We start from the raw sequence: 22,967 nt of genomic DNA on the forward strand, positions 1-22,967 counted from the left end.
AAAGCGCAGCCCGTATTTTCACTTACGAGGCTTGCGCTTTTTTTCATCAAACAGCTGGGCATCCGCACAAACAAAACGAAGCATGCCTGCATAGGTATAGACAGGAGCATAGTTAATTCACGCTTGGAGGAATGGTTATGTACTCGTCTTTCCATACACATAGATTCGAGCCCGATCGGTTTTCTAGAGACAACGTATTGCTGGATATGAAGCAAGGTGATGTAAACGGCGACGGCATACCTGACCATGTCTATTTATTCGGAAATAAACCTGACGGGCCGTCCGGCATATTCGCTGACCAAATCACGCTTGTCATTCAAGACGGCTACACCCAGCATCGGACAGTCGTACCTTTGCAGAACAATGCAGGCTACAATGCGGAATTGTTTTTGGGCGATTTTGACCAGAACAAAATACCCGATATTTTAGTGAGCATCGACACAGGAGGAAGCGGCGGATACGGCATCTTCTATGTCTACTCTTTTGCCCATAACACGCTGCGCCTGCTGTTTGATTCCGAGAGCTATAACCAGCAATACAAGTTCCGTGTCCAATACGAGGACATGTATAAAGTAACCGTATCAAGCCCTCAGCTCGATCTTTTGTTTACGATTGACATAAGCGGCAAAGGCTACTCCTATTTATCTGCTTACTACAACGATGACGGGAAGCTAAAGAAGCCTATGCAAGGCGAAGTGCTTGCTCTGGCAGCCCTAAATCCTATCGCGACTGCCGGAAACCGGGCATCCTTTGATCTGCTTGCCCTGCAGCGAATCATCGGCACCACGAATGCAGATACATTGGGTTATGTCGAAAATCTTCTTACATGGGACGGCAGCATATTCATCTCCTCTCGATTGACCGTTGCCATTCTTGGTACTCACCTCATTTCTCATTTTTAGCTGCCTCCTTCACGATTTCACAAGCAAATTTTTATGATGATTAGCCCAATCCTAGTCACTTGCTCCCGCATAATATGCTTTAGCCTACAACATAAGGAGTGATATTGCATGTCATTTATGCCCCCTCCAGGTCCGCCGGGATCGTTTGGACCTTTCGGGCCAATGGGTCCCGGTCCGGGACCGTTTGGACCACAAGGGCCCCAAGGACCCCAAGGTCCGCAAGGAGGACCGCAAGGAGTTATGGGACCGACAGCACCGCCCCCTCAATTCACGCCGCAGCAGTCCGCTGCTGTGCCGTTTGCCGTTGACCCAGGCGCCATTTCCCGTTGTCTCTTCCGCAACACCTATGTCTGGCTCAATAACGGGCAAGGCTTTTGGTTCTTCCCAGTTTTTGTAGGACGAAATTCCGTTGCTGGATTTCGCTGGTTCGGAAGAACTTGGGGGTATACAGGCATCGATCTGAGACAAATCAGCTCGTTTACCTGCTTCTAAATATGCAAAAAGGCTTCCCCTCTATAACCGAGGAGGAAGCCTTCTTCATTCATGCTGTTGCTAAGCCACTGCGCCGCGCAGCATGCTCTTCATATAGCTGCTGCATGCAACGAGGAAATACAACGTCTGCATGGCAATATAAATGCCGATAACGACAAAGGAATAGAACCAATTGGAAGAACCCATCATGTTATCTAGTGCCTTCATGGCGAACAAAGCGTGACAGATGCCGACGATCACTGGCACGAAGAACACAATGCCTACCTGCGTTACCACGATTTTGCGAATCTCGCCCTTCGTCATGCCGATTCGGTTCAGCGCTTTGAATTGTGCTTGATCCTCCTGCAGCTCGGTAAACAGCTTGAAGTAAATCATGCTGCCGGATGCGATAAAGAACAACAAGCTGATGAACATCCCGATAAATAAGGTAAGCGAGACTGTCTCTTTCATTTCAACCATATTGGATGCGCGCCTAAAGTCGATTTGCCCTTGAAGCTCTTCAGGCACGAGCTTTTTCAGCTTCTCAGCAGTTGCTGAACTATTTTCCCAATCACTAAGCTCAAAACCATACATCACGAATAACTTATCCTCTGGAACGCTAGATCGCAGCTCTACAAACGAGAAGTCATCCATGACAAACGTAAAGTAATTGCTTTCCAGCCAGTTCATTACTTTCGTATTTATCCGATCGCTAATTTCATATTTCACTTCTTTGCCGTTAATGCTGCCTTTTACAAGGCCAGCCGAGTTTGACGCATTGCCTAACGGGTGCGCAAGCGTCAATTTGCCGTTCACAGGATGAATGCTGGGTTGACCGGTCAAGCTGGCAAGCTTATTGTAGTCGGTTGCCGAAATAATTAAAGCGTCCGAGTCCTTTTCGTTCGGCTCGTCATCTCCCCATCCAATCGCAAAGCGATTGATGAGTACGCCTGCTACCTTTGCTTCCTTAACAATTTGGAAGCCGTCTTCCGCGACAACACGCTTAAGCTCCGCCGGGTCGATTACCTCATGCGTGTTTAAGCCATTTTCACTATAAGCCAGCGAGAACGGCGAGTTCTCAAGCATGCCCTGCTTGCTGCCTATTTGCATAATATAAACAGTGCCTAAGGCGGTCATAATGACGGCACTCAGAATCGACACGGTAAACAAGATTCGCGCATTGTCTTTAATCTTATAGCCAAGCTGTGCGAATACGATCATATTCGTGCGCTTGTAGTAGACGGAAGAGCGTTTTTGAATAAACCTCAGCAGCAATACGCTAAGCTGTGTAAAGAGGAAATACGTTCCGATTACGACCGTAATTAGTATGGGCAATGCTAGCAAAATGAATGTCCCGCTCGTCATAAACAACGCCATTCCGTAAGCAGACCCAAGGCAAATGACGGCAACGGTGACAAGCCATGGCGAGAAGACGAGCTGTCCCTTTGGTTTGCGTGCTGCCTTAAGCAAATCAACAATTTCCGTACGTCCGATTCGAAGCGCTGTCCAGATCGAAATAAGCATGAACAGGACGAAAAACCCACCAGCCGTCATGACTATCGCTTTGACAGGTGCCGCGAACGGAATCGTTTCATTCAATTTTAAAAGCACCGTCAGCGCCATGAAGAACAGCTTGCTGAACAGCATGCCAAGGCCAATGCCTACGGCGATAGCGAGGACAGCGATCGCTGCGTTCTCATAGACAACAAGCTTGCGCAGCTGCGCCCTTGTCATCCCAAATAAAGAGAACAAACCAAATTCCTGCTGCCTTGTCTTCAGAAAGGCTGAATTGGAGTAAAGCACGAACAAAAACGAGAAAATAACGATAATGTACTCGCAGAACTCCATGCCTTTCCTAATTTTCGAAGCCGCCATAATTTGACCGTTAATGACCTCGGGATGGTATAGAAAAGCCGCATAAATATAAAAGATCATGACAGAAAATACGCTGCTCAGAAAAAATGCGCTGTATGATCGCCAGTTGCCCCGGATGTTGCTAAGCGCGAGCGAACGGAACGTCATCGAAATTACCTCCCAGCACGCTGAGAGCGTCTAATATTTGTTGGAAGAACGCCTGGCGGTTTGAGCCGCGGCGAATTTCCGAGAAAAACTTTCCGTCCTTGATGAACACAATACGCTCGCAATAGCTCGCTGAGAACGGATCATGGGTAACCATCAGCACAGTCGCCTTAAACCGCTCGTTCATATCCTTTAGCGAGTCCATAACATCCTTCGCTGACTTCGAATCCAAATTTCCCGTCAGCTCATCTGCCAGCACGAGCGAGGGCTGATGAATGATCGCCCGCGCAATCGCGGCGCGCTGCTTCTGTCCGCCGGACACCTCATAGGTGCGCTTCTCCAAAATCGGCTTAATTTGCAGCAGCTCGGCTAGCGGATTTAGTTTCTGCTCAATTTGCTTGGGCGCCATGCCCTCCAGCACAAGCGGTAAAATAATATTTTCCTTAATCGACAGCGTATCCAGCAGGTTAAAATCTTGAAAGACGAAACCAAGCTCCCTGCGGCGGAATAACGCCAGCTTCTTGTCGGTCAGCTTGCTAGGATTGACGCCGTTAATTTCGATTTGGCCGGATGTCGGGCGATCGATCGTAGACAACAAATTCAGCAGCGTCGTCTTACCGCTCCCCGAAGGGCCCATTACGCCTACAAATTCTCCCGCTTCCACCTTCAGCTCAATATCCTCTAACGCTTTGTAGGCCACGTTCCCTTTGCTGCTATATATTTTGCCAAGCCCTTGTGCTTGTAGTACACTCATTGCTTTGTTCCTCCCCGAATCGGTCTGTATTTGTGCTTCACTAGCATTAGTATAGACGAGCGGAAGAGGTTGAACCCATCGATTTCCCTTTCAATTGCCTGCGGCAAACCTTACAAAGTTGTCACTTAACTTTCCCTTCTATCGCTTTCTCCTGCCAATATGTGAATGCCGCGCGGCTCGAACGTTATCGTTATCGTCGTGCTTTCCCCGAGCACCGAGGATATCGCCATAACATGTCCTAGCCGATTGCATACCTGCTTCGCCAGATATAACCCCATTCCCGTTGACTCCCCCGTGGCACGGCCGTTCTCTCCTGTAAAGAAAGGCTCGAATACGCGCGGAAGATCATGCGGCGCTATGCCGATCCCTTCATCGGTCACCGTCAGCTTGCCGCCTCCGTTACGATGGGACTCTAACTGAAACATCAGCTTTTTGGCCCCAGGCTTGCCCTTGCTGTATTTTATCGCGTTGCTTACAAACTGATTTAATACGAATGTCATCCATTTCTCGTCCGTCTCCACGAAGGCTTCCCCATCGATGCGCGGAAAAATCGAGTGGCGGATGCACAGCTTCTTATGCGCGTTGATTACGGAGCGCACAAGCTCATGCAGCGCAATTTGCTTCACGTGAAGGTCGATCTCGAACTTGTCCAGACGGGCCGTATACAGCATCATCTCCAGCCCCCGCGTCATACGATCCGTCTCCTCCTGCACGCTGAGCGCAAGCTGCTTATGCTCGGGCTGCAAGGCTTCGCTCTGCTGCAGCGCTTCTTGAGCCAGCAAGTCGATTACCGATACGGGTGTTTTCATATGATGCACCCATTGAAGCACAAAATGATTATGCAACTCCTGCTGCCGGCGATACTTGCCTAGCTCGTTCAAATAGGCGCGGTTCTGCTCCTCCAGCATCTTGGCGACAAGCTTCTGCTCCATCGTTACGGTAGCTTGCACGATCGTTGTTGCCTGCAGCTCTTCGGAGCGCTTGATGGCGTCTAACAATTGCTTGAAATAAGTGCGCTGGCGCAAATAATCGACCGCTAGCCATATGCCGAGAAAAAATAAAGCAAGAACGACAAAGTAATAGATCGTTCCCAGCTCAATAAACCCGGAATAACGCTCACGCTCGAGCAGCAGCATGCTGATCGATAATACAATAATCAACAAAGCCACAATAATAAACAATAGCCGGTCTCGCAAAAATAACGCCAACGATAACCCTCTCATCGCGGCGTTTCCTCATTCGTATTCGCTATGGTCAGCTTGTAGCCTTGCCCGCGCACCGTTTCGATTGCTTTCGGCAGGCCAAGCTCCTCAAGCTTCTTGCGCAGCCTCGTTACATTAACTGTAAGCGTGTTATCGTCAACGAATTGCACGTCATCCCACAGCGCCTCAAGCAGCTGCTCGCGAGAGGCAACCTCGCCCGGCCGCTTCATTAAGCACTCGGCCAGCAGCTGTTCGTTTTTGGTCAGCTCCACGCGCTGCTCTTTCCATTCTAGCTCATTCCGGTTTAAAAAAAGGCGCAAGCCGAGCGCCGCAAGCTCGCCATGCTTTCCCGCTTCGGCTGCCGCTTGCTGCGCGCTCGCATACTCGCCGTATGACCGCCTAAGCACGCTTTTCACCTTCGCCATCAGCAAATCTAAATGAATCGGCTTCGTTATGTAATCGTCGCCGCCGTTCTCGATCGCCATGACCTGATCCATTTCACCCGCGCGCGCGGATATAAAAATAATCGGCATGCTTGAGCGGGCGCGAATTTGGCGGCACCAATAGTAGCCGTCAAAATACGGCAAATTAATGTCCAGCAGCACCAAATGCGGCTCAAACGCCTCAAGCTCCGGCATAATCTCCCGGAACTGCGTAACGGACGCTGCCTCGAAGCCGTATTTCTCCATATTATTTTTCAAGATTGAAGCAATCTTGTCGTCATCCTCCACGATAAAAATACGATACATAAGTGCCTCCTTTGCTACTAAAGCCTGATCAGCCTGACGTCTGCTCCTTCGGCACGACAAGCCGTACTACCGTACCGCGGCCTGGCTCCGAGACAAGCTCCAGAAACCCGCCTATGCTGCGCGCTCTCTCCTCCATGCTGAACAAGCCTACACCGCGCCCTATCCGGTCCGGGCTGAAGCCTTGGCCGCGATCCGTTACGCGCACCTCTACCTCTTCCGGGCGCTCCTCCAGCATGATCTCCGCCTCCGCGACATCAGCATATTTGGCAATATTCGTCAGCGCCTCTTGTATGACGCGGTAGATTGCCGTTTCCTTCATAATGCCCAATCGGCTCTTTAAATGGTTCTCCAGCTTCAGCCGAATGCCAAAATGCTGGGAATAGTTGTCCACATAGGTTCTTATCGCCGGCACAACGCCAAGATCATCAAGCACGGAGGGCCGCAGCTCCCATGCAAGTCCGCGAATATCTTCCATCATGCCCGAAACATCGCCGCGAAGCGCCGTCAGCTCAGCGATTTCGTCATGCTCGCCAATTAGCCGGTCCAGCCGAATAAGCAGGGAGAACAAGCCTTGCCCGATACCGTCATGAAGCTCTCTCGATATTCGTTTCCGCTCATCCTCCTGTATTTCAATAACCTTAACCATCATCTCCTTCAGCTTCTGCTCCGCCTGCTTTCTTTGCGTCACTTCACTGCGGATAGCAAGATACTGATAAGGTTTGCCCTCCTCATCCAGAAAAGGGACAATCGTCGTGTTTACCCAGTAAAAGCTGCCATCCTTCGCGCGGTTTTTTATTTCTCCCCGCCATACTTCGCCAGCCGAAATAACCTTCCATAGCTGGCGGAAAAAGTCGCTGCCATGATAACCCGAGTTAATAATCCGGTGATCCTTGCCAATCAGCTCTTCCCGGCCATATTTCGATATTTCGCAAAACTTATCATTTACGTACTCAATTTTTCCCTTTTGATCGGTAACGGCCACAATCGAGGATTCATCCAACGCAAACTTCACGTCAGCAAGCTGCTTAAGCGACTGATTCACCTGGGACAGCATCGATTTATCATCGATCTGGCCTTCTAAGACGGACAGAAGATACTCCACATCCGAACCGATAATTTGCCGGAATTTATCGCCGCTATGCTTAATCAAAATGAAGCAATCCCTTCTTTAGCGCAAACTTGATGAGCTCCGGCCGCGTTCTCAGCCCGAGCTTATCCATCAGATGGCTTTTATGCGTTTCCACCGTCTTAACGCTTATGATCAGGTTTTCTGCGATTTCCTTATTCGAATAACCTTTGGCGATCCAGCCTAATATCTCCTTCTCGCGCTCCGACAGCGTTTCGTAGGGGCCGCTGTCTTCTCCGCCCTGTTTCAGCTTCATGAGGTATTCACTCATCAGACGCTTGGTTGCGGTAGGATACAGATAAGCATTTCCTTGCGCTACCGATTGAATAGCCGATAACAGCTCGTCATGGGGCGCATTCTTTAAAATATAACCTGAAGCTCCGATATGGATCGCCCGGAACAAATATTCATCATCGTCATGCATCGTTAAAATGAGGACCGCCGTATCCGGGAGCAGCTTCTTCAGCTCCGTCGTTGCGGTCATCCCGTCTTTGCCATGCGGCATGCTAAGGTCCATCAAGACAACATCCGGGTGCAGCTCCTGCGCCATCCGAATCGCTTCATCGCCTTCCGAGGCTTCGCCAACGACCTCAATGTCGTGCTTGCCGTGCAGCAGCATCGCAAGGCCGGTCCTGACCATCGCATGATCATCGCAAATCAATAGCTTTATCATTTCCTTCTCCTCCGCCAATCCATTTGAATCATTAGGCTGTCATTGCCAACTATTATAACCTATATTTACCTTTCGAGCAGCAGGCTCACTAGTTCATTCGTTAATAAGGAAGCTTGTTCTAATTCATTTGTGTTGTAGGTTCGTGTAGAACGCCTGCCGATCAGCAGCACGCCAAAAATGCCTTTTGGCATGATGAGCGGTAGGCTTGCCGCCACTTGCAGCTGCTCCGCCAACAGTATGGGCTCACCCAGCTTGAACCGCTCCGCGTCGGTCATGGCTTCCCTCGTGCTCGCCAGCCTGCCGGAGCGAATCGCACTGCCTGACAAGCCTAAAGCAAGTTTCTGCTCGACAAGCAGCGTTCGCTCGCTAATACTGCCGGTCGCCATGGACCAGCGCAGCTTGCGTTTGGCCGTATCGATTAAACCTAGAGCAGCAAAATCGCTGCCTGTATCTATTTTTAGCCGCTCGATGCAGGCTGCCATATTTACTTCGCTTGTCTTCATCCTCGTTCCTCCTTTAGGGAATACAAGCAATCATTGAGTTTATTATAAAGCTATGCTCCAGCTTTGTATGTCAGGGAATTCCCTGAATTATGCTAAGAAATGCCGCCCGCTTTCATCTAGTGGCAAACAAAAAAAGAGGAGCCCTTTTACAGGCTCCTCTTCCCGACGGTGTTTGATCGTTCGAGTCTCTTCACATCTAACACTTCACATTATTAAGATTACTTGGGCACCGCTTATTGCTTTCCGGTTTTAACGGATAGCTTTTGGCGTGTGTGTTCAGAAGTGCTCTGCGGCACAACCCCTCGCTTTCATAAAAGCTAAGTGATTAAATAAGTTCCTCCTGCAGCCCTAGCACCAAAAGGTCCAACGGAACCACACCTCTCTTCACACCGTCAACACTATATTTCACAAAATCGGCGGAACTTATACATCGTTTTTTTAAAAAGCGGAAACTTCTTTTTTCGTCTCATGGATCGCGCTCTTTTGTTCCGCATCCTTGGAGTTGATCATGTAGACCGTTTCGCCCGCAAAAAATACGATCACTAAACCAATGACAACCATCATTTTGATCGTTGTCGCTTTATTCCTTTTCAGCATTTCATTATTTTCGGTTTTCAACGTTTGGGTCCACTTATCCTTGTTGGCAGTGCTCGCAGTTTGGCCGCAGGCGCAGCTTACGGGTGAGTGAAAAGAATAACCTTGCGAATTAACGCTGTACTGATCGGCTTGAACCGTATGTTTCCTGCCGCATGACGAACAACCTACCTCGATAAATTGTCTATAATCGTGAATAAATGTCATGTGCTGCTAGCCCCCAAGATGGTTGATTGATAGACTTAAAACCAAAATACGAACAAAAAAAACTTCCGGAATGCATATGAATTTCATACGCATTCCGGAAGATAACTATTGCTGACAAGTTTTAGCACTCACCCGCTGCAGCCGGTTTGCCTGCATCGGAAGCAGTACGGAATGATGAACCGCAGCCGCATGTAGCGCTGGCGTTCGGATTTTCGATCGTAAAACCGCCGCCCATTGCCGATTCTTTAAAATCAATAACGAGGCCGTTCAAATATTTGATGCTGTCCTCGTCAACGACTACTTTAAGGCCTTCCATGTCAATCGCTTTGTCTCCGGCATGCTCTTCATCGTCAAAGCCCATTCCATAGGAGAAGCCGCTGCAGCCGCCTTCTTTAACGCCGATACGCAGGAATAGCTCAGGACCGCCTTCTTCTGCGAGCATTTCTTTTATTTTGTCAGATGCCGTATCACTAATCGTGATCATGCTACATCCCTCCGTTTATCCGTATAATCAATTCGATTGCTTTTCACTTACTTATTTGTAGTATACTCCAGTTTGTTCAGTTGCTCAAGAGCAGCATGCCTACATCCTCATATCCCATTTGTTGGAAGATGAATTACTTTTCTTATTGCCCATGTTACGTATGAGGTTTATAATAGTTACAGCTTCTTTAAACGGAAAAGAAAGTTCTTTTTTTCACAAACTACTATGTATCGAGGAGGCTTGGCCATGAACGTCGTTATACCGACAGAGGATACACATATGCAGCACATTATTGAGAAGGTGCGTCATGGAGAGCGTTTGACGCTTGAGGATGGCGTTTTCTTATATCAATCAGATGATCTGCTGACGATTGGGCAGCTAGCTAATGAGGTTGCCCTGCGCAAGAATGGCAAAAAGGTTTATTTTATCGAAAACATGAGTCTTTATTTCACGAACGTCTGCGAAGCTCATTGCGCTTTCTGTAATTTCCGTAAAGATGAGGGCGAAGAAGGCTCCTACACCCTTAGCGGTCAGCAAATGATCGAATACGTCGAACAGCATTTCCACCCTGGTGTTCGTGAATTCCATATCGTCGGCGGCCATAATGCGAATGTTCCGTTCCAATATTATGTTGATTCGCTCAAAGCACTGAAGGATCGGTTTCCAGAGGTTACCCTTAAAGCTTACACAGCTGCGGAAATCGATTTTTTCTCGCGCATTAGCGGACTCACTTACCGTGAAGTGCTTCAAGAGCTGATGAAAGCGGGCTTGCAATCCTTGACTGGCGGCGGCGCGGAAATTCTATCCGATCATTACCGTAAAAAAATGCGTGTGGACAAAGCCGACGTTACGCAATATTTGCAGGTTCACCGTACGGCGCATGAGCTTGGACTTCGGACGCACACGACGATGCTGTACGGATCGATCGAAACGAAGGAAGACCGCATTCGCCATTTGATGCATATCCGCGAGCTTCAGGATGAAACGAATGGTTTCCTTGTATTCATACCGCTTTCGATGCAGCCGATCAACCCAAGAGCCGGCATACGCCGCCGCAACTCGGCATTCGAGGATTTGAAAACCATCGCAATCAGCCGTTTGATGCTCGACAACTTCCAGCACATCAAAGCTTACTTTATCAACATCGGCGTGCAGCTGACGCAGGTTGCTCTAACGATGGGCGCATCCGATGCTCACGGCACGATCGTGAAGGAAAAGATCAGCCATGCCGCAGGCGCTTTAACGCCAGAGGGCATTACCCGCGAGGATTTGATTTGGCTTATTAAAGGCGCAGGCCGCATTCCGGTTGAACGCGACACGTTTTACAATGAAATCAAAGTTTATGAATGAGTAATCGACAGCACGGAAGCACAAAATAGAATCATCATCTAGAGGCGTGGAGTTGGAAATCATATGAGAAAACTTATTATTTTAGGCGGAGGCTATGGCGGGCTTGCCATCGCTAACGAATTATTGGAGAAGCAGCTGCCCATCGATGTCTCCATTGTATTGATTGACCGGATGCCGTTTCAAGGCTTGAAGACGGAATATTACGCGCTTGCCGCCGGAACGGTTTCGGACCTGGAGCTGCGTGTCAAATTCCCGGTTGATCCTAGAATTTCCTTGGCATACGGGGAAGTAACCGATGTCGACATGGAGCTAAAGCTTGTTCACATCGAAGGACAGGAATCGATGGAATACGAATGGCTTGTTATCGGCCTTGGCTGTACCGACAAATACCATGGCATCGAAGGTGCGGAGCAGTTCTCTACAAGCATCCAAACCTTCTCTGCCGCAAGGCAGACTTATGCGCAGCTGAATGACGTTAAGCCTTACGGTCAGGTTTCCATCGTAGGCGGAGGGCTTAGCGGTGTTGAGGTAGCCGCTGAGCTTCGCGAAAGCCGCCCGGACCTTAATATCCGCATCTTGGATCGTGGTCCGAGCGTATTGTCTGCTTTCCCGAGCAAGCTTCAATCTTTTGTAGCAGAATGGTTCGAGGAGCATAACGTAGAGATGCGCGGCCATGTCGGCTTAACGCGTGTCGAAGGCGGAATTTTGCATGATTGCAATTCCACAACGCCTATATATACAGACGTAACGGTATGGACGGCTGGCATTCAGCCCGTGCCGCTCGTTCAGCGTATGGATTTGCCAAAGGATAATCAGGGCAGACTAGTTATTAACGAATATCATCAATTGCCAGACCACAATGATGTTTATATCGTTGGCGACTGCGCAGCATTGCCGCTTTCTCCAAGCGGTCAAGCAGCAGGCGCGCAAGGCAAACAAATTGCCGAGGTGCTTCAAGCGATCTGGCATGACAAAACACCGCGGCTTGGCAAGATCAAGCTAAAGGGCGTGCTCGGCTCGCTCGGCAAGAAAAGCGGCTTCGGCCTTATGGGCGGCACAGCCATCATGGGCCGCGTGCCACGCCTCGTTAAGAGCGGCGTGCTCTGGCGCTCCAAGCGTCACCTAGGCTAGCTTCTTACAAATCATCCAGCAGCTTATCCAGCGCTTCTTTATCCGCTTGCTGCTGCTTGATTGCTTTTAAAATATTGGCATGCAGCTCGTCCACCGTTTCGGCGGATACGATCTCGCCATCGACCAAAGCGAATGGATTCAAATAACATTCGCCGCAATTGCCCAAGCAGCCGTATTCGGTTACTTCGAACTCATCATTTTGCTCAAATTCATTCATTATACGGTCAGTGCCATGATGCATATTGCTGGCACAAAATTCGATCATTGGTTTAAACATCATGCTTCACCTAACTTTACTTAGTTACTATCCATTTTCAATTGCTTCACTTTGTACTATAATAGGGGAGAAAGGAGATGATTGCAATGAGTGAACAAGTACAAGATACGATGTACGATGAAGTTTTGGACGTACTCGATAAGCTTCGTCCGTTTTTGCAGCGCGACGGCGGCGACGTTGAATTGGTAGATGTCGAAGGAGGCATCATCAAACTTCGTCTGATGGGTGCATGCGGAAGCTGCCCAAGCTCGACGATCACGCTTAAAGCGGGTATCGAACGTGCACTTCTCGAAGAAGTTGAAGGTGTAGTCGAAGTCGTTCAAGTATTTTAATAGATAAGAACGATTCAAGCTCGCCTCATGTTTGACAAAATAACGAAGAGTCTTACCGGCGCTGGGGAGCATGCCTCCTTAGCTTACCGGTAAGACTCTTTTTTTGTGTGAGCTTATAGTTTCATAGACAAGGCAGATTAGAACATGCCTTTGATGTTGGCTACGATCGGATCGAAGCCGCCCGTGACATCAATGACGTTGCCGGTCAAGAAATTGGAATTTCTGTCACAGAGAAAAAGCACCACGCGCGCAACATCCTCCCCTGCGCCAGGGCGTCCAATCGGCGACTCGTTGTCAAACTCTTCCTCTACCTCGGCAATGGACCGCTCCTTGTTCACGCCGCGAATATCGCCAGGACCGATTAGATTAACCGTGATGCCATGCGGCGCCTCTTCCACAGCTAGTGACTTCGTAAACGATACGAGACCTGTCTTCGCAGCGGCATACACGGCACGGTGCGGCCAAGCTCTTGCCTCACCCGCGTGTCCAAAGCCAAAATGGACGATCCGTCCCCATTTGCGCTCGCGCATGCCCGGTAGAAGGCGGTGGTCGAGCAGCATGACGCCTAATAGATTGCCATGCAGCAGCCTAATGATCGTTTCTTCGTCATATTCGCTGAAGAGCCGCCGCTTGCGGACGAACGGCCCGGCATTATTGACAAGAATGTCAACGCCGCCTGCCCACTGCTCCGCGGCATCCGCAAGCTTCGCCGCGCCTTCGGTCGTTGCAATATCGGCCTGCACCGTAATCGCTTTAACTCCCAATTGCTCGATCTGTGCCTTAACTTGCCTTGCTTCAAGTTCGCTCTCGTAGTAATTAATAACAACATTGCAGCCTTGCTCGGCAAGCTGAAGCGCCGTACGTTTGCCAAGCCCCTTCGCGCTGCCTGTTACTAACGCGGTTTTGCCCTTGAGTCCCACGAGTGTTCCCCCTTTGGGATTATTGATGCTTGTTTCGCATTAATCCGCATGCATATTGAAACGTTAACAGCAGCGATTCCATCGCCAGATACAGCCCCTGCGTTAAATCAGCTGATTGTTCAGCGAGGTTCTCAAGCTTGATCTCCTCGCCATACATACGGCTGCTTTGGATCAAATCATCCTGCATTTCCGAATTCATATAATGAATTTCGGTATTTCTGCGCTTGCGCAGCCTTGTCATCGGTTCCTTGTATTTCTCCTTCACATCGTTCAGTTTCCAAGTCAGCTCCGGATGTGCTTTCTTCTCGCGCATATTGCGCAAAACCGTAAAATAGGAGAAATGTGACTTTATCCGCTCGGTTCTCATGTCTAAAAGCTCATTCAGCAGTGTGCCAAGCTTATCAAGCAAGGAGAAAACGCGAATAAAGGCATTTTTATCAAAGTAGATATAACGATTATAATGGATTCTCTCTTCATCTGTCATTTGCTTAACCGAAGAAGAAGTAATTTTATGCTGAAAATGCAGCGCAACATAGTGGCTTTGCTCAAGCTCATCTAATGACGAGCGAAGGCCTAACGTCCATATTTCGTACTTGCGAAGCTTTCCGATATCCCCGCCTGCCGCCATTTTTTTGGACAAGATCGAAACGAACTGATCCATTAAACGGAACGTTTCTGCAAGTGTTCCTTCCGCTTCTCTTAGGGGCTCATTAAACAGGAAACGCAGCATAATCGAACAGTCCCTTCTGCATGAGAATGACGAATTTATTTTTCAGCAAAAACTATTAAAGCTTGTATTCACTCCAGCGCTTATCAACCAGCTTCACGATATCCTCGCGCGGGAACAATTCATCCGGGTATCCCGGCTTCATTCTCGCATCGATTACGACTGGAAGCTTGTAGCCAAAGTGGTGACGGCGAATATCTGAATTCGCGTATATATCGTCCGCTGGATTAAACCGCGTGAATACCGTCCACAAGAACGGCGTTTGCGCGGCAGCGATGGCCGCATCATCAGCAAGGATAACGAGCGGCCACTCTGTTTCCTTCTCCGTCAGGCGCTCAAGCAGCCGCTGTGCCAGCTTCGGCTCCTGCTCATAGGATGCACCGGAAACGACTAAGCAACCCCGGCAATAAGGCTGTGCAGCCGTAATCTCATCGATTGCTCCTTCGGTATAGTCGCTTGGCAGCTCGCGAATCGGTTCGCCGACGCCCAGCATAACCCCTTTGCTGCCGTGGTTCAGCTTGCCGCCCGTGTAATCAAGCGTATCATGGGATGTATTATCAAAAATAAACAGGTCTGTCTCCGGCCGGAAGCGTTCCAGCACCGTTTCAAGCAGCACCGGGAAATTTTCCAGCTCTACAGGCTGATTCGTAACGATCAGAAATTTGGTAAGCGTAAGCTGTCCTTCTCCCAAGATGCGGAATGCAGACGTTAGCGCTTCACGCGAGTAGCTTTCCCTAACGACGGCTGCGGCAAGCGCATGGAAGCCGGTCTCCGCGTATGTCCATAAATCCTTAACCCCAGGCATAGCCATCGGGAATGCCGGCGAGAGCAGCTTTTGCAAAAACTCGCCCATATAATAATCCTCTTGGCGCGGCTTGCCGACTATGGTCGCAGGATAGATGGCATCTTTCCGATGCCACATATGGCTGACGTTGAATATCGGAAAATCATGCATTAAGGAATAATAGCCGTAATGGTCGCCAAAAGGTCCCTCTGCCCGCTTAATATGCGGCGGCACATGGCCGCTCAGCACAAATTCCGCTTCTGACGGAATGCGATGCGAGCCGTTCGGGTCTTTGACGACCGGCAGCTTGCCGCCCATAATAAGCGACGCAAGCAGCAGCTCAGGCAAATGCTCCGGTACAGGAGCGATTGCCGATGCAATTAGAGCGGGAGGCCCGCCGAGAAAAACAGAAACCGGCAGCGCTTCGTTTCGTTTCTCTGCTTCGTGGTAATGGAAGCCGCCGCCTTTATGTATTTGCCAGTGCATGCCTGTTGTGGAATCATCAAAGATTTGCATTCTGTACATGCCAAGATTGTGCTGCTTTCGGTGCTCCGGATGTTCCGTATAGACGAGCGGCAGCGTGATGAACGGACCGCCGTCATCCTGCCAGCTTGTAATCGCAGGCAAACCTGCAAGCGGATTTTCGCGTTTGCAGGCCTGTAGAATAGGCGCGCCGCCGGCAGGAACCTCTTTCATTCCTACCTTCAGCATGTCCCAGATTAAGTTTTTTTCGCCCCAAATCGCCTTAGGGGTCGGCGGCAGAACGCGGTCTACCGCTCCTATAATTTGTTTCATAAGCGCTTCGGGCCGCGGGCCGAATGCAAGGTCAACCCGGCGGCTTGTCCCGAACAAATTCGTCACGATGGGGAACGGGCTCCCTTTCACATTTGTGAACAATAAAGCGGGCCCTCCCGCATCGATTACACGCCGATGAATTTCTGCTACCTCTAGATTAGGATCTACAGGTGCATCTATAATTGCCAAATCATTTTCACGCTTTAACACGTCCAAAAATTCACGTAAATTTTTAAAGCTCACTTATCCTCCACGCCCTTCCCTTAGCCGCCACGAACGAATTAATATATCCATTAAAATTCCAAACAGACCGGTAACGATAAGATTATGCAATAAATTGGTGAACAAAAACCAATTCGAATTCGAAATCGTATACGTCAGCAGCGCGCCGCTGAATATTTGCGTAATAACGAGCCCCAAAGTCCATGCTGCCGGCTTCGTCAAACCCGCTCCGCCGATGCTTACTTTGCGAATATGAATAAACAAGCCTGCCAAGCTGATAGCTAGCGTCATCGCTGCCAGCCGGTGTATGAATACAGCCCCTGTTGCGCCGCTAATCTCCGGAACGACCTCTCCGTTGCATAACGGCCAGCCTATGCAGCCGCCGCCTGAATCGGTATGCCGAATGAAAGCTCCTAGATAAACGACAATGTAACAAAAAATCGCAGTTGCCAGCACGCGAGGAAATATCGAGCGCGGTACTTTAAATTCCACCGGAGGTCCGTTTTTAGCTCGGAACGTCCAGATCACGAGCAGCAGCGTCGCAGCAAACGCGATTAACGATATGCCAAAATGAATGGCCATTATCGGCGGCGATTGCGGCCACATGACGGCTGCCGCCCCCATTAGCGCTTGAATAATGGTGAACAGCAATGCGCCTCCCGCATAAAACAATGGCTCACTGTAGCCAGAGCGGTTTTTTCTAAATTTCAAAAACATGGAAAGACATGTAGCGAGAACAAGCAGGCCTTCAAAGCCGGTCACAAGACGATGCGAGTATTCAATCATGGATTCAATCGTATAAGCAGGAATAAACTTTCCATGACACAACGGCCAATCATCACCGCAGCCGCGCCCTGAATCTGTATTCGTGACTAATGCTCCGCCGAGCAGTACAAGAAGCATTCCGATGCACGCAGCGATAGCTAACGCGCGAAAACGCCCGGTTACCATAATAAAATCACCTTATTTCATGTTTTAATAACAGTTCAATTATAGCCATAAAAAAAGGCAAAAGCCATGTTGAAAATGTGACACTTCCGAGTAGAAGAGCGATAAAAAAGGAAAGCCCGCACAAGAAGGAATGCTTTTCCCTCTAGCGCGGACTAACGATTACTTATGGGTCAGCGCATCGCTGACTTGTATAGCTCGATCTACGAATTCTTCGATTTCATCACGCGTCTTGCGCAGCTTGCTTACGAAGCGCACGAGCTCCTGACTTTCGCGGAAAGCGATAAAGCTTGGTATCCCTAAAATGTTAAGCTCGGAGCAAAGGTCGGGAAGATCGTCGCGATCAAGCTCTACGAAAGTGACCTTTCCTTCGTAATGACGCTCCAGATCAGGCATAAATGGGTCAATAAAGTGACAATCCTTGCACCAAGTCGTTTTGAATACGGCAATCGTGAGTCCTTCGCTTGCAACCGCCTCACGAAACTGCGCATCTGTCGTTAACTTTTTCATATAGCACCCCTAAACGAATCGTAATGAAACCGCTGCGGTATCGTAACTACTGCTTAGACTTCCCGGTCGAGCGTAAATATTCTCATCTCATCGCTAATAACCGACCAGCCAATCTTTGCTTTTAGCGCAGATGCTAAATTACGCGCCGGAACATACGTTACTCCGTCAATAACGGTCACTGGGAATGACCATTTTACGTTTTTGCCGTTGACGACCGCAGCATCGCTGCCGTTCTTCAACAGAATCGTCGTGTTCGTCGCTTCGTCGAATACCTTTAAGCTTTTTGTATTCTTATCATAAGTAAGCTTGCCGCCAAGCTGTTCAACCGTATCGCGGAGCGGAATGATCGTAATATTGCCTGCCGTTACAATAGCCGGATTATAATATTGGTATGAGTACCAAGTAATATTTTGTTTATTGATGTGAAGCTTGTTTTTGAGCAAGTCATAAAGGGTTGAATTCTCATTAAATTGCTTAAGCACTTGATAGCCCTGCATGTTAAACAGCTTATCAATAGGTACCGCATTTTCTGAAGCGACAGGCACTTCAGCTTTAACCGTGCCGTTCACATTCCAAGACTCGCTTTCTACCTTGAGCGTTATGCCCTTAAATGGAAGCACGCCGTATTCCAGCTCTGCGACTGGCACGTAAGTAAGCTCATAAGCCTGCTTGCGGATATCAAGCTTGCTGTCGACGTAAACATCGGCTTTAATCGTTAACGCTTTGCTTAACCCATCAATCATTTCTTTGTCGTCTTCCGCAAGCTGGTTAAGCTCTCCTTGCAGCTCCGTTAGAAGAAGCGCAATGCCATCGGTTGTTTCCTTCAACACTTGGGCTTGATCAGGAGCATCGATTCCGCTTTCTTCAAATGGGTTTATCGTCCCGGCAGCCGCCCAAACATCCGGGTTGGTTTTAAGAATTTCGAACACGCCTGCTACCATTTTATCCAGGCCTGCACGGTCAGCGACTAGTGCATCCACATATTTTTTCACCCAAGTCCAAATCTCAGCACCGGTCATGTCGATATGTACTTGCATCAAAGAAGTTGAGGTTCCGTAAATCGATTCCGTTACGGGCTTCACATCGATGCGCTCCGGGTTCGGCAAGTTTTGAATGACATAAGTACCGACTGTATCGATCATTTGGTGGCCAAGCTCCGTAAGAGCAGCCTGATCCAGCTTAGTCGCATCCGCGGCTGAAGCTTCTCCGGTCGAGCCCGTCAAATCTGACATGCCAGTCAAACCAAGCAAGCCATTGCTCGTCAGATCAAGCACAAAAGGCTGCTTTGCGCCTTCCAGCTCCATTACCGCAAGCTTATCGGACATTTTCAACGAAAATTTAATGCTCGTCGCGTCTCCCAAAATCAAACTGCCGTCGAAGGATACATGCGAGTTATCCTGTGCTTTTACGTTATCAAGCTGCAATTTTAAATGGGATACGAGCTTCATCAGCGCGAGCTCCTCTCTCGATGAACCCTCGTAAGCCGCTTCATCAAGCAGAAGCTGCAGCTCTACCGATTGTTTGCCTTCGCTTGAAGTTACCTTAAGAGAATTTTTCAACACCGTATTGAAATCAAGATTGGAAATAGCCTGGCAGCCCGCTGCGAATACGAGCGTAAATGCTAATAAAAGCACGATCAGCTTGCTAGGTTTTGCGAAAATTTTTCTCATTCATTCGTCTCCTTTTATAACGATAAGTAGTAGTCCGTCTTTATTTACAAACTCTACTCATTGTACAGGAGACACTATGCATTGTAAATGTATGGAAAGAGCTAGTTTTGTCGAATTTGTTAGGTTTTTTCCGCTAAAAATGGCGTTTCTAGCGTCTTGATCTCAACCAGCTTATGCCGCCTATCCCATTTGATCGTCCAGTTGAAAAAATGGCAAAAATCCCGCAAAGAGATCAGGTTCTCTTGCGTATCCTGATTTTTGGAGAAACCTATATCCACAGCCTCTTGCCCGTCCATAATCAAAATGGCCGCTTCGCCGTTTTTTTCCGTTCTGTCGCCCAAATGCTTCAGCTTTTCGATCAGCTCTTCTTCGGTTTCTCCCGTTTTCGCTCCGTTAACTCGGTAGCCCGTATGATGAAATCTCGTATTTATGCCCTCTCTTGTACTAAACCTAATCGGAATGCCTGCCTCATTCGTCAGCTCCGAGACAACCGCATTGTATGCTCCAAATGGAAAGGCGATTGCGCTTTGCGTATTTCCGAGCTCGCTTCGCAGCGATTCCTCCGCCTTGCGCAAATCCGCGATCACGCGCTTCACGTATTCATCCTTTGTTTCAATCCTTTGATTCTTTTTGTCATAAATAGGCCTCACCATAACAGGCGTTGTGTCGCCGGCTTCATTCACCGCGCTATATTGATGCATGTCATAGGTATGGCTGCGAAAGCTCATCCCCTCCTTCTGCATCGCCCTCATTTGATCCCAGCTAAGCTTCGTTGTTTCCGGCTTCGTATGGTCACCGACCGAAGAGACGATGACAAAGCTGACCGCCGAGTAGCCGTATTTCTTCAAAATAGGAAAAGCGTACTGATAGAAGCTCTCATAGCCGTCATCAAAAGTAATCAATACAGCATTATCCGGCACTTCGCCATTGGCTAGCATAAAGCTTTCATACTGCGCTAAACTGATGACTTTAAATCCATTTTGCTTCAATAAGCTCATCTGCTTCTCAAATCGCTCGACCGCTATAATCGAATCGCCTTTTGGAACGGGCTTAATATCATGATACATAAGTACGGCTACCTCATCGGAATAATAAGCACCTTCGTTTTTGGGAGGCAAAGTCAGCCATTCTATTTGTTTTTGAGATATTTCCTCAAGATAAGCCTCCGGTACCATCAGTCTGCCGTCACGGATGCGCGCCGACGCTTTTGTCTCGATTTTGTTGTCATTGACTACAAACTGGAGATTCACCTTCTTATCGTTCGAGCAGCCTGCCGCCAGCCATCCTACCATCATGGCAACAGCGATTACGGATGCAATTGCGGTTTGTTTTATACGATCCAAAGCGCTTATCCTCCTTAGTCTTATTAATAAGTAGTGTAGAGGACGGATCTTATCGACCGCACTTCTTCCTGCTTAACATTTGCTTAAATAAATCTTAAGTTTTGCTATGCGCCAGCGGAAAACGTGTTTCAAACACCGTCTCCTTCGCCGTGCTGGTTACCGTAATCAGGCCGTTATGCGCTTCGATGATGCTTTTCGTAATCGCCAAACCAAGCCCGGTGCCTCCCGTTTCAGCTGACCGCGCTTGGTCAACACGGTAAAAACGGTCAAAAATATAAGGAATATCTTTGGCCGGAATTTGCTCGCCATAGTTAACGATTTGAATAATCGCCTCATCTTGCGCCTTCTCCATACGAATATCGATCGATTTTCCGGCATGGCCGTATTGAATCGCATTGGCAATGAGATTGTCGTAGGCGCGTACGAGCAAATCGCCGTCAGCCATAATCCATAAGGCATCCTCCGCCCCCTGAATGCGGCAGCTCATCTCCGCCTTCTCCAGACTAGGAACAAATTCCTCGGCGAGTTGCATCGTGAAACCAACGATGTCAAGCTCCTCCATCGCGAGCGGCATGCCGTTGTTCAGCTTCGTATATTCAAACAAATCATCGATTAATCGTTTCAAATGCTGCGATTTCTCGAAGGCAATGTTTACGAAATAACGCAGCTCCACCTCGTCCTGATAACGGTCGTTTTCAATAAGCTCTAGAAACCCCAATATGGACGTAAGAGGCGTGCGTAAATCATGCGATACGCCCGTTATCAAATCGTTTTTCGTTTTCTCGGCATTTCTTTCTTCCTGCAGCAATTGCTTGAATTGCTCGCCGAGGATGTTGATGCTGCTGGCAATCTCTCCTAGCTCATCTGCGGCTTTGACTGGGATAACATGATCGAGCTTTCCCTCCGCCATCTGCTGAAGCCCTTGGCGTATTTCTTTTAAATACAAAATCATATTCCTGCTCGTCCAGAAAAAGAAGGCAAGAAACAGCAAGCAGCCGAATACCGCAATAACAGGCGTTGAGCCGATATGGTTCACGATCCAATCCAAGGTACCATGATAGGAGGTATGTTGGATGAGAATATAAGCGATCAAATGCCCTATTATAACGAAGCCAACCATCAGCCCTAAGCTTTGCAGAAACGCGTACATAAACGTCCAGCGAATGGTGCGGAACAGCTTGTTGCCCATCGCCTTGCGATTTATTAGCTTCCAATAGCCGATGCCAAAAAACAAAATAACGGCAGCAATCATCATCACGGTAGAACCGATATTTTCTACGATCCATTGCAATGGCTTATCGTAAGGCGGAATATCAATCATGAAAGCAACCAGCAAGCGAGCTGCGAACGCCAGCAGCAATGCTGCACCTAAGCTTACAGAAGCAGCTATATTAAACTTTATCATGTCATCACCTTTATTTGTATGTTCATGTTCGCTACGCTAGCATGCATCACAAGCTGGAAGCTGCTGCTATAGCGCCTCCATTTTATAGCCGATCCCCCATACCGTTTTTATAAACTTTGGTTTTTGGGTATCCTTTTCAATTTTTTCGCGGATTTTGCGGATATGGACCATGACTGTATTTTTGGATTCCATAAACGGCTCGTTCCAAGCTTCCTCGTAAATTTTATCCATGCTCAAAACGATGCCCCGATTGACTGCCAGCAGCTTAAGAATCGCAAATTCGCGAGGCGTCAGCTTAATCTCCTGCTGATCGACGGTAACGGTATGCGTCGCTGTATTGATAATAAGATCATCGATAATCATTTCGTTATCGTTAAGGACCGCTTTGGCATGAAACTGCTTCGCTCTGCGTATATGCGATTTGACGCTTGCCAGCAGCACCAGCGGGCTGAAGGGTTTAGTCACATATTCGTCCGCTCCGAGGCTTAAGCCCGATATTTTATCGATATCCTGCGTTTTAGCTGAAAGCATGATGATCGGGATATGGTTTTTTTCACGAATTTTCATGCAGGCCTCTAGACCATCCATAACAGGCATCATTACATCAAGAATAATAAGATCAACCTTATGATTTTTTAACTGCTCCAGCGCTTCAAGCCCGTTAGACGCCTTCAGCATCGTGAAACCGTCATTTTTAAAATAAATGTCCATCAAGCTTAAAATCTCTTTCTCATCGTCTACCATAAGAATAGTTTCCCTATTCATTCCTATACTCCCTTCAATCTGTCTCTATCTCTAAATATAGCACGATATCCATCATTTGGTTATTATCTGAAAAATAAAAAAAAGGCTGTTCCGGCTAGCAGCAG

At 48.4% G+C, this 22,967-nt stretch carries 23 protein-coding genes and 1 pseudogene; 5 read left to right on the top strand and 19 right to left on the bottom strand.

Going from position 1 to position 22,967, the window contains the following annotated elements; all coding sequences use genetic code 11:
• Positions 1-137: 137 nt before the first annotated feature.
• Entirely contained in the window at positions 138-902 is a 765-nt protein-coding gene (locus tag A7975_RS28405; protein ID WP_065387373.1) for a spore coat protein, read from the top strand.
• A 108-nt stretch (positions 903-1,010) separates the two neighbouring features.
• Positions 1,011-1,394: a transporter gene (locus tag A7975_RS28410; RefSeq protein WP_065387374.1), complete on the top strand. Its 384-nt coding sequence runs from the start codon at positions 1,011-1,013 to the stop codon at positions 1,392-1,394.
• Between the two features lie 60 nt (positions 1,395-1,454).
• Here the strand turns inward: A7975_RS28410 and A7975_RS28415 are convergent, their stop codons facing one another.
• The 9 genes from A7975_RS28415 to erpA form a co-directional block, all read right to left on the bottom strand.
• Positions 1,455-3,395: an ABC transporter permease gene (locus A7975_RS28415; RefSeq protein ID WP_065387375.1), complete on the bottom strand. Its 1,941-nt coding sequence runs from the start codon at positions 3,393-3,395 to the stop codon at positions 1,455-1,457.
• The gene (locus A7975_RS28420; protein ID WP_053372052.1) at positions 3,370-4,146 is read right to left on the bottom strand and encodes an ABC transporter ATP-binding protein; all 777 of its coding nucleotides are present in this window, start codon (positions 4,144-4,146) and stop codon (positions 3,370-3,372) included. The genes A7975_RS28415 and A7975_RS28420 overlap by 26 nt, the downstream gene beginning before the upstream one ends.
• Positions 4,147-4,271: 125 nt before the next feature.
• On the bottom strand, positions 4,272-5,369 hold the full coding sequence (locus A7975_RS28425) for a sensor histidine kinase (RefSeq protein ID WP_065387376.1): 1,098 nt from the start codon (positions 5,367-5,369) through the stop codon (positions 4,272-4,274).
• Positions 5,366-6,097 carry a response regulator transcription factor gene (locus tag A7975_RS28430; protein ID WP_053372054.1) on the bottom strand — a complete coding sequence of 244 codons (732 nt, stop codon included), beginning with the start codon at positions 6,095-6,097 and terminating at the stop codon, positions 5,366-5,368. Before A7975_RS28430 ends, A7975_RS28425 begins: the two co-directional genes overlap by 4 nt.
• Positions 6,098-6,125: 28 nt before the next feature.
• Positions 6,126-7,151: a PAS domain-containing sensor histidine kinase gene (locus tag A7975_RS28435; RefSeq protein WP_082198528.1), complete on the bottom strand. Its 1,026-nt coding sequence runs from the start codon at positions 7,149-7,151 to the stop codon at positions 6,126-6,128.
• Between the two features lie 88 nt (positions 7,152-7,239).
• Positions 7,240-7,896 (bottom strand): response regulator transcription factor, encoded by a 657-nt coding sequence (locus A7975_RS28440; protein ID WP_053372055.1) that lies wholly within the window; start codon positions 7,894-7,896, stop codon positions 7,240-7,242.
• 65 nt (positions 7,897-7,961) lie between these two features.
• Complete coding sequence (locus A7975_RS28445; RefSeq protein WP_065387377.1) at positions 7,962-8,399, bottom strand: GAF domain-containing protein; 438 nt, start codon at positions 8,397-8,399, stop codon at positions 7,962-7,964.
• Positions 8,400-8,837: 438 nt separating this feature from the next.
• Positions 8,838-9,200: a hypothetical protein gene (locus A7975_RS28450; RefSeq protein WP_053372057.1), complete on the bottom strand. Its 363-nt coding sequence runs from the start codon at positions 9,198-9,200 to the stop codon at positions 8,838-8,840.
• Between the two features lie 121 nt (positions 9,201-9,321).
• A complete protein-coding gene (erpA, locus tag A7975_RS28455) occupies positions 9,322-9,684 on the bottom strand; it encodes an iron-sulfur cluster insertion protein ErpA (protein WP_053372058.1) in 363 nt (120 codons plus the stop codon).
• 246 nt (positions 9,685-9,930) lie between these two features.
• Between erpA and mqnE the strand changes: the two genes are divergently transcribed.
• Both mqnE and A7975_RS28465 read left to right on the top strand, forming a co-directional pair.
• Complete coding sequence (mqnE, locus tag A7975_RS28460) at positions 9,931-11,034, top strand: aminofutalosine synthase MqnE (RefSeq protein ID WP_065387378.1); 1,104 nt, start codon at positions 9,931-9,933, stop codon at positions 11,032-11,034.
• A 63-nt stretch (positions 11,035-11,097) separates the two neighbouring features.
• Positions 11,098-12,165, top strand: coding sequence for an NAD(P)/FAD-dependent oxidoreductase (locus A7975_RS28465; RefSeq protein ID WP_053372060.1), 1,068 nt, complete (start codon positions 11,098-11,100; stop codon positions 12,163-12,165).
• 4 nt (positions 12,166-12,169) lie between these two features.
• Here the strand turns inward: A7975_RS28465 and A7975_RS28470 are convergent, their stop codons facing one another.
• On the bottom strand, positions 12,170-12,442 hold the full coding sequence (locus tag A7975_RS28470; protein ID WP_053372061.1) for a YuzB family protein: 273 nt from the start codon (positions 12,440-12,442) through the stop codon (positions 12,170-12,172).
• Between the two features lie 122 nt (positions 12,443-12,564).
• Here A7975_RS28470 and A7975_RS28475 point away from each other — a divergent pair.
• Positions 12,565-12,774: pseudogene (locus A7975_RS28475) on the top strand (NifU family protein); the annotation flags it as partial.
• A gap of 137 nt (positions 12,775-12,911) precedes the next feature.
• Here the strand turns inward: A7975_RS28475 and A7975_RS28480 are convergent.
• The 9 genes from A7975_RS28480 to A7975_RS28520 all read right to left on the bottom strand — a co-directional run bounded on the left by A7975_RS28480 (position 12,912) and on the right by A7975_RS28520 (position 22,863).
• Positions 12,912-13,694, bottom strand: a complete 783-nt coding sequence (locus A7975_RS28480) for an SDR family oxidoreductase (RefSeq protein ID WP_065387379.1) — start codon at positions 13,692-13,694, stop codon at positions 12,912-12,914.
• A gap of 19 nt (positions 13,695-13,713) precedes the next feature.
• Positions 13,714-14,424, bottom strand: a complete 711-nt coding sequence (locus A7975_RS28485; protein ID WP_053372064.1) for a Cthe_2314 family HEPN domain-containing protein — start codon at positions 14,422-14,424, stop codon at positions 13,714-13,716.
• 55 nt (positions 14,425-14,479) lie between these two features.
• A complete protein-coding gene (locus A7975_RS28490; RefSeq protein ID WP_053372065.1) occupies positions 14,480-16,243 on the bottom strand; it encodes a UbiD family decarboxylase in 1,764 nt (587 codons plus the stop codon).
• Positions 16,244-17,173: a COX15/CtaA family protein gene (locus A7975_RS28495; RefSeq protein WP_065387380.1), complete on the bottom strand. Its 930-nt coding sequence runs from the start codon at positions 17,171-17,173 to the stop codon at positions 16,244-16,246.
• Between the two features lie 159 nt (positions 17,174-17,332).
• The gene (locus A7975_RS28500; RefSeq protein WP_053372067.1) at positions 17,333-17,680 is read right to left on the bottom strand and encodes a thioredoxin family protein; all 348 of its coding nucleotides are present in this window, start codon (positions 17,678-17,680) and stop codon (positions 17,333-17,335) included.
• Positions 17,681-17,733: 53 nt separating this feature from the next.
• A complete protein-coding gene (locus A7975_RS28505; RefSeq protein ID WP_065387381.1) occupies positions 17,734-19,350 on the bottom strand; it encodes a copper amine oxidase N-terminal domain-containing protein in 1,617 nt (538 codons plus the stop codon).
• Between the two features lie 119 nt (positions 19,351-19,469).
• Entirely contained in the window at positions 19,470-20,693 is a 1,224-nt protein-coding gene (locus tag A7975_RS28510) for a polysaccharide deacetylase family protein (RefSeq protein ID WP_082198511.1), read from the bottom strand.
• A gap of 94 nt (positions 20,694-20,787) precedes the next feature.
• Complete coding sequence (locus A7975_RS28515; RefSeq protein WP_369688969.1) at positions 20,788-22,098, bottom strand: sensor histidine kinase; 1,311 nt, start codon at positions 22,096-22,098, stop codon at positions 20,788-20,790.
• 66 nt (positions 22,099-22,164) lie between these two features.
• A complete protein-coding gene (locus tag A7975_RS28520) occupies positions 22,165-22,863 on the bottom strand; it encodes a response regulator transcription factor (protein WP_053372070.1) in 699 nt (232 codons plus the stop codon).
• Positions 22,864-22,967: the final 104 nt, after the last annotated feature.

The organism is Bacillus sp. FJAT-26390, from assembly GCF_001682865.1.
In the GTDB taxonomy this organism is placed as follows: domain Bacteria; phylum Bacillota; class Bacilli; order Paenibacillales; family Paenibacillaceae; genus Pristimantibacillus.

What these genes read in the sequence shown, in the direction of transcription:
- A7975_RS28405 (WP_065387373.1), top strand. Translation starts at nt 138, where the DNA reads ATGTACTCGTCTTTCCATACACATAGATTCGAGCCCGATCGGTTTTCT.
- A7975_RS28410 (WP_065387374.1), top strand. Translation starts at nt 1,011, where the DNA reads ATGTCATTTATGCCCCCTCCAGGTCCGCCGGGATCGTTTGGACCTTTC.
- A7975_RS28415 (WP_065387375.1), bottom strand. Translation starts at nt 3,395, where the DNA reads ATGACGTTCCGTTCGCTCGCGCTTAGCAACATCCGGGGCAACTGGCGA.
- A7975_RS28420 (WP_053372052.1), bottom strand. Translation starts at nt 4,146, where the DNA reads ATGAGTGTACTACAAGCACAAGGGCTTGGCAAAATATATAGCAGCAAA.
- A7975_RS28425 (WP_065387376.1), bottom strand. Translation starts at nt 5,369, where the DNA reads ATGAGAGGGTTATCGTTGGCGTTATTTTTGCGAGACCGGCTATTGTTT.
- A7975_RS28430 (WP_053372054.1), bottom strand. Translation starts at nt 6,097, where the DNA reads ATGTATCGTATTTTTATCGTGGAGGATGACGACAAGATTGCTTCAATC.
- A7975_RS28435 (WP_082198528.1), bottom strand. Translation starts at nt 7,151, where the DNA reads ATGCTGTCCCAGGTGAATCAGTCGCTTAAGCAGCTTGCTGACGTGAAG.
- A7975_RS28440 (WP_053372055.1), bottom strand. Translation starts at nt 7,896, where the DNA reads ATGATAAAGCTATTGATTTGCGATGATCATGCGATGGTCAGGACCGGC.
- A7975_RS28445 (WP_065387377.1), bottom strand. Translation starts at nt 8,399, where the DNA reads ATGAAGACAAGCGAAGTAAATATGGCAGCCTGCATCGAGCGGCTAAAA.
- A7975_RS28450 (WP_053372057.1), bottom strand. Translation starts at nt 9,200, where the DNA reads ATGACATTTATTCACGATTATAGACAATTTATCGAGGTAGGTTGTTCG.
- erpA (WP_053372058.1), bottom strand. Translation starts at nt 9,684, where the DNA reads ATGATCACGATTAGTGATACGGCATCTGACAAAATAAAAGAAATGCTC.
- mqnE (WP_065387378.1), top strand. Translation starts at nt 9,931, where the DNA reads ATGAACGTCGTTATACCGACAGAGGATACACATATGCAGCACATTATT.
- A7975_RS28465 (WP_053372060.1), top strand. Translation starts at nt 11,098, where the DNA reads ATGAGAAAACTTATTATTTTAGGCGGAGGCTATGGCGGGCTTGCCATC.
- A7975_RS28470 (WP_053372061.1), bottom strand. Translation starts at nt 12,442, where the DNA reads ATGTTTAAACCAATGATCGAATTTTGTGCCAGCAATATGCATCATGGC.
- A7975_RS28485 (WP_053372064.1), bottom strand. Translation starts at nt 14,424, where the DNA reads ATGCTGCGTTTCCTGTTTAATGAGCCCCTAAGAGAAGCGGAAGGAACA.
- A7975_RS28495 (WP_065387380.1), bottom strand. Translation starts at nt 17,173, where the DNA reads ATGGTAACCGGGCGTTTTCGCGCGTTAGCTATCGCTGCGTGCATCGGA.
- A7975_RS28500 (WP_053372067.1), bottom strand. Translation starts at nt 17,680, where the DNA reads ATGAAAAAGTTAACGACAGATGCGCAGTTTCGTGAGGCGGTTGCAAGC.
- A7975_RS28505 (WP_065387381.1), bottom strand. Translation starts at nt 19,350, where the DNA reads ATGAGAAAAATTTTCGCAAAACCTAGCAAGCTGATCGTGCTTTTATTA.
- A7975_RS28515 (WP_369688969.1), bottom strand. Translation starts at nt 22,098, where the DNA reads ATGATAAAGTTTAATATAGCTGCTTCTGTAAGCTTAGGTGCAGCATTG.
- A7975_RS28520 (WP_053372070.1), bottom strand. Translation starts at nt 22,863, where the DNA reads ATGAATAGGGAAACTATTCTTATGGTAGACGATGAGAAAGAGATTTTA.